This window comes from Moraxella caprae DSM 19149 (assembly GCF_000426885.1).
GTDB lineage: Bacteria > Pseudomonadota > Gammaproteobacteria > Pseudomonadales > Moraxellaceae > Moraxella > Moraxella caprae.
This window is the reverse complement of sequence record NZ_AUGF01000073.1, coordinates 1-5,394: the sequence shown is the minus strand read 5'-3', so window position 1 is coordinate 5,394 and position 5,394 is coordinate 1. Positions and strand designations below refer to the sequence as shown.

The 5,394-nt window shown below is 39.0% G+C and carries 5 protein-coding genes; all 5 read left to right on the top strand.

Annotation, left to right across the window (positions count from 1 at the left end; all coding sequences use genetic code 11):
• A partial coding sequence (locus tag K941_RS0111890) for a transposase family protein (protein ID WP_029102360.1) occupies positions 1-265 on the top strand: 265 nt, incomplete at its 5' end.
• Complete coding sequence (locus K941_RS16560; RefSeq protein WP_029103780.1) at positions 249-1,751, top strand: HNH endonuclease; 1,503 nt, start codon at positions 249-251, stop codon at positions 1,749-1,751. The genes K941_RS0111890 and K941_RS16560, both read left to right, overlap by 17 nt.
• Positions 1,752-1,989: 238 nt before the next feature.
• Positions 1,990-2,649, top strand: coding sequence for an NAD(P)H-dependent oxidoreductase (locus K941_RS0111880; protein WP_029103779.1), 660 nt, complete (start codon positions 1,990-1,992; stop codon positions 2,647-2,649).
• Between the two features lie 453 nt (positions 2,650-3,102).
• Entirely contained in the window at positions 3,103-4,689 is a 1,587-nt protein-coding gene (locus K941_RS0111875; RefSeq protein ID WP_029103778.1) for a peptide chain release factor 3, read from the top strand.
• 1 nt (position 4,690) lies between these two features.
• Complete coding sequence (locus K941_RS0111870) at positions 4,691-5,239, top strand: hypothetical protein (RefSeq protein WP_029103777.1); 549 nt, start codon at positions 4,691-4,693, stop codon at positions 5,237-5,239.
• Positions 5,240-5,394: the final 155 nt, after the last annotated feature.

The following is a 5,394-nucleotide window of genomic DNA, read 5'->3' as shown; positions in this document are numbered from 1 at the left end:
AAATGCTAAGTTTATCCTAGCAGACAGTGGTTATCAAGGCATACAGCATTTATACAAGCAAGCCTTTACGCCACTAAAACAAACTAAGAAATATCCACTTGTACAAGAAGCCAAAGATTATAACGCATTATTGTCTAAAACACGGGTGAGAGTAGAACATATCTTTGCCAAGTTTAAGGCCTTTAAAATGTTCTCAACCACCTATCGTAAATCATTGGCAAGATTTGAACTTAGGGTAAAGCTCGTGTTTGGGTGGATTGGGTAGTTTTGCAGGATGTCTACTAAAAGAATTGCAATCAATTAAAGTGGGATTCGCCATAAATGGTAGTGATAAGTCTTGGTCTTTTTTGTTATCAAGTTTAGTTAATAAAAAAGACCAATATGAAGTAAATTTAAATTTAGGTTTAGATGAGTATAACAAAGTACAAGTAAAAATTCATCTATCAGAGTTTATTCTAAAAACTCTATATAGGATAAATGGTTCAAACCTATCTCTACCAAAAACCAATCAATACACGGATAAAATTCGCGACCTATCAACTTTTCTTATCAGGTCTTCAGATAATGACTTTAAACCAACTGAAGATCTGATAAGTCATATCAATAAAATGAATGATTATGCAAATAGTCTTAGCTTGGAATACTTAATTGAAATTGTTGATATTGCATCACAAGATGTGGATAAATATATTTATATTTACAATATTCTACTAAAGAAAAAATTGCTGGATGAAACAGTAAAATGCTTAGATTTTCTGAGATTTAACAATCAAAACTTTACCTTTGCACACCAAGCGAATTCAGTTGAATATGTATTTAATGCACAAACAAACAACTATTATGCAAAGGGATTTGAAGAAAAACTAGAGGTTTTGGAGTGTCAGGAAAATATTCCAAATACCACAGAAGGAACAAGTGGCTCAAATCACATGATAGCAGATAATGGAGGTTGTCTTGAAAATAAACAACCAATACATTCCACCAACGAATATTTAATTACAGAAAAACAGTCAGTGCAAGATGCAGAGGATTGCGATGCGAACGGTAAATTTACTGATAACTCATCCATGGTCGCTCCGAAACATTCTATACTAACAAGCAATATGCTTTTACCAGAACGCATCAAGTATTTTCACAGCTTGAATAATGGCGAATTAAAAGAGATTTGGAGTAGAAAAGAAGATTTCTTTATTTTTGCAGAAGATGCAGCAATTGTTTTGTCTTTAATAAGATTAAATGAAGGGATAGATAGGGTCATCAAGCCATATACAGACTTAATCAATTTTGACATCATTACAAGGTTGGATCTCCCAAACATCGCAAGTAAAAAAACTAATAAAACTATAGAATTTAAAATTGATAGAAAGGATACTCGTGTCAAAAAAACAGGTGTGATAGTTGTCAGACCAAAACAAGCAAATTTTAGGGCTGAACTAATAAAATTATGGAAATGCTGTCCTATTACAGGTTGTGATATATTGGACATACTTGATGCTGCTCACATTTATCCGTATAGGGGCGAAAAAGACAACCAGATATCTAACGGTATTTTACTTAGAACAGATATACATAAGCTTTTTGATAGATATTTGCTTTCAATTAACCCTACTAATTTTACTGTATATTTAAGTAAAACAATAACTGATCCTCATTATACGCAATACAATGGAAAGGTTTTAAAAAATTGCGATGGCTTATCATTGGAAGCATTGAGGTACCATTGGATGTATTTTGAAAATCCTAATTTCTAGTAGTTTATTTTGCATTTTTTGCAGAAAAACCAAAGACTTTTGGTGAAGATAATACAAAAGCACTCTCAGCAAAGGGTGCTTTTGTTGCAACAATGAGAATTGCACAAAAAATTTAAGTAGTCCAAGCCTATTTATCACCCCCGCTTATACCTACCTATCAAAACTATCAATTATCCATAATAAATAAAATCTTTTATAATACACGCCAATTTTCAAATTTCCATTTTTGGAGCAATTTATGACCATTTTTAACAAAGACGATATTTTAAATGCCTTTCATTACCGTGCCTCCACTCGCTCGTATGACGGCAATAAGAAAATCCCTGCCGATGAGTTTAACGCCATTTTGGAAATGGGGCGTTTGTCGCCAAGCTCGGTAGGCTCTGAGCCGTGGCAGTTTTTGGTGCTACAAAATGCCAATTTACGCCAAAAATTAAAACCTTACTGCTGGGGCATTCCTACGATGGAAACTTCAAGTCATATTGTGGCGATTTTGGCAAAGAAAAACGCCCGCTATGACACGCCTTATTTTGGGCAAATTATGGACAGACGGGGTTTGCAGGGCGATGACCGTGCCAAAATTATGGAAGTTTATAAAAAATTCCAAAGTGAGGACATCGCCATTTTGGAGTCCGACCGCACTTTATTTGACTGGGCAAGCAAACAAACCTACATCGCCCTTGCCAATATGATGACGGGGGCGGCGATGATGGGCATTGATTCTTGCCCAATTGAAGGCTTTGATTATCAAGAAGTAAATCGCATTTTGGCAGACGAAGGTTTATTTGACCCGAATGAGTGGGGCGTGTCGGTCATGGTAACTTTCGGGTTTAGGGATAAAGAGATCCGCCCTAAGGCTCGTAAAACCTTTGAACAAGTTGTGAAGTTTGTGGAATAAGTTTTGATAAAAACACCGCCCAAAAAAATGAACCAACCCCAAAGCTCGCCACTCTAGCCTTGAGCAGGTTTTATTTTTGGCAGTAGTCTAAAAAGTATGCCAAACTAGGTTTTCCGTTCGCCACAAGCTTGCCTGCGAGTCGGTTTCCGTCATGGGCAGGCATAGCTCACCACGAACGGTTTTTCTTGTAGCATCCTTTTTGAACCAGAACCTTATTTTTATATCTATCTTTGCTTTTAATTCTATGCTACCATAAAACCCACTTCATTTTGAACCGCACCCCAAAGGTTGGTATTTGAGTATCTAACTTTTGGGGTGCGGTTCTCATTGGGGTGCGGTTGTTTTTTATGTATTAAGAAAGTGTATTTTGATATATAATATGCCAAATTTTATCCCGTTTAACTCAAAATATATTTGTACATAAACGTGTACATAATTCATAAAAGGCAAGAAATGACAACCAATTTAACCAACCAAATCAAGGCTCGCAGAACCTTCGCCATCATCTCGCACCCTGACGCAGGTAAAACCACCATGACCGAAAAGCTCCTACTGTGGGGCAAGGCAATCCAAGTCGCTGGCGAAGTGCGTGGACGTAAAGCCGACCGCCATGCCACGTCCGACTGGATGAGCATGGAGCAAGAGCGTGGTATCTCTATCACGACATCGGTCATGCAATTTCCCTATAAAAATCATGTGGTTAATCTACTAGACACGCCCGGACACGCCGACTTTTCAGAAGACACTTACCGCACGCTCACTGCCGTTGATAGTGCGTTAATGGTCATTGACGGAGCCAAAGGCGTGGAAGAGCGGACGATTAAGCTCATGGAAGTGTGCCGTATGCGTGATACGCCCATTATTTCATTTGTCAATAAACTTGACCGTGAAATCCAAAATCCGCTCGCCCTGCTTGATGAGATTGAAAGCGTGCTAAAAATCAAATGCGTACCGTTTGCTTATCCTATTGGCATGGGGCAGGATTTTGTGGGGGTGTATAGTTTTGTGGATAACAAGACTTATTTTTATAAAAAAGGCTTTGGCTCACAAATCACGGACATCGAGAGCCGAGACGGTTACGACCATGCCGACATCAAGGAGCGACTTGGGCAGATTTTGTGGGATGAGTTTATGGACAACATCGAACTTGCCCAAATGGCGTATGAAGACTGGGACGTGGATGAATTTTTGGCAGGGCGACAAACGCCTGTCTTGTTCGGCACGGCGTTGGGTAACTTTGGCGTAAACATGATTTTGGACGTGCTGACCCAATACGCCCCACCCCCAAAAGACCATGTGGCGGTAGAACGCACCGTCAAAGCGGACGAGCCTGCCTTTACGGGCTTTGTCTTTAAAATTCAAGCCAACATGGACCCCAAGCACCGAGACCGTATCGCCTTTATGCGAGTGTGTTCGGGCAAATACGAGCGTGGCATGAAAATGAACCATGTGCGTATCGGCAAAGAAGTGCGAGTGTCGGACGCACTTATGTTCCTAGCGGGCGACCGTGAAGCATTGGACGAAGCGTACGCTGGCGACATCATCGGCTTGCACAATCACGGTACAATCCAGATTGGCGATAGTTTTACCAGTGGCGAGACCTTAAACTTTACAGGCATTCCGCACTTTGCTCCTGAACTGTTTCGCCGTGTGGTGCTAAAAGACCCGATGAAATCCAAGCAATTACAAAAAGGACTACAACAGCTCTCCGAAGAAGGAGCAACGCAAGTATTTATGCCCCAAATCAATAACGACTTGGTTTTGGGGGCGGTGGGCGTGCTACAATTTGAAGTGGTGGCACATCGTTTGCTAGAAGAATATAAAGTGCAATGCACCTTTGAGCCGATTAGTATCGCCACCGTGCGTTGGGTACATTGTGATGATAAAGTCGCCTTTGAAAAATTTAAGAAAAAAGCCCACGACCAACTCTCGGTGGACGGCGGTGGCTATCTAACCTACCTTGCCCCAAGCCGTGTTAATTTGCAGTTAATGCAAGAGAGGTATCCTGAGGTGGAGTTTCGGGCGACTAGGGAGCATTAAAATGAATGGTTTTTGGGAAAACCATTATCAAAACAGCATATTTTCTAGTAATGATAAACATTTTGATTTATTTCGAGGATTGTGTTTATTTGGATCTTTATTGGTTTTCCCATCCATTTATATAAGAGTGGGAGTAATTCTTACAGTATTATTTATAATACTAACAGCCCTACTTGTTTTTGGGTTATTGAAATATCTTGGTGAAGATGTTGAAAATGCCATTAAGTTTTTTCTATTAACTGCTTTTGTAATGCTAGTATTCTTTGCCTTTACAATTTTAGCCGATGCATTAAAATTTATTTATATACTATGTACGATATTTTTCTTATTTGTTCAAGATTGGTGTTATAGAATTGGTCATAGAATTTTTAGCGATAATGACTTTAATGATTTCATAGCAGATAATGTTTTTAGTGAATTTAATAGACTTCCTGCAAAACTAGGCTTTCCGTTCGCCCCGAGCTTGTTGAGGGGTGGCGGAAAACCGTTATGGTTCGACAAGCTCACCACGAACGGTTTTCCTTATTTTTGGGTTTTGCAGGAAGTCTAATGCTTTAGCATTTGTTGGTTTATTGTTTTATATTTCAATGTTTATTATTTCAGTATATTCTGCTTGTGAAAATTTTGATAACAAAATTTATGAAAACTTAAGACAGCAAAGATTGGAGTTATTGATAGATAAAAACTGGTTGGAGCAATTAATTC

Excerpts from the sequence above, each read along its gene's own strand:
- K941_RS0111875 (WP_029103778.1), top strand. The coding sequence starts at position 3,103 with ATGACAACCAATTTAACCAACCAAATCAAGGCTCGCAGAACCTTCGCC.
- K941_RS0111870 (WP_029103777.1), top strand. The coding sequence starts at position 4,691 with ATGAATGGTTTTTGGGAAAACCATTATCAAAACAGCATATTTTCTAGT.
- K941_RS0111880 (WP_029103779.1), top strand. The coding sequence starts at position 1,990 with ATGACCATTTTTAACAAAGACGATATTTTAAATGCCTTTCATTACCGT.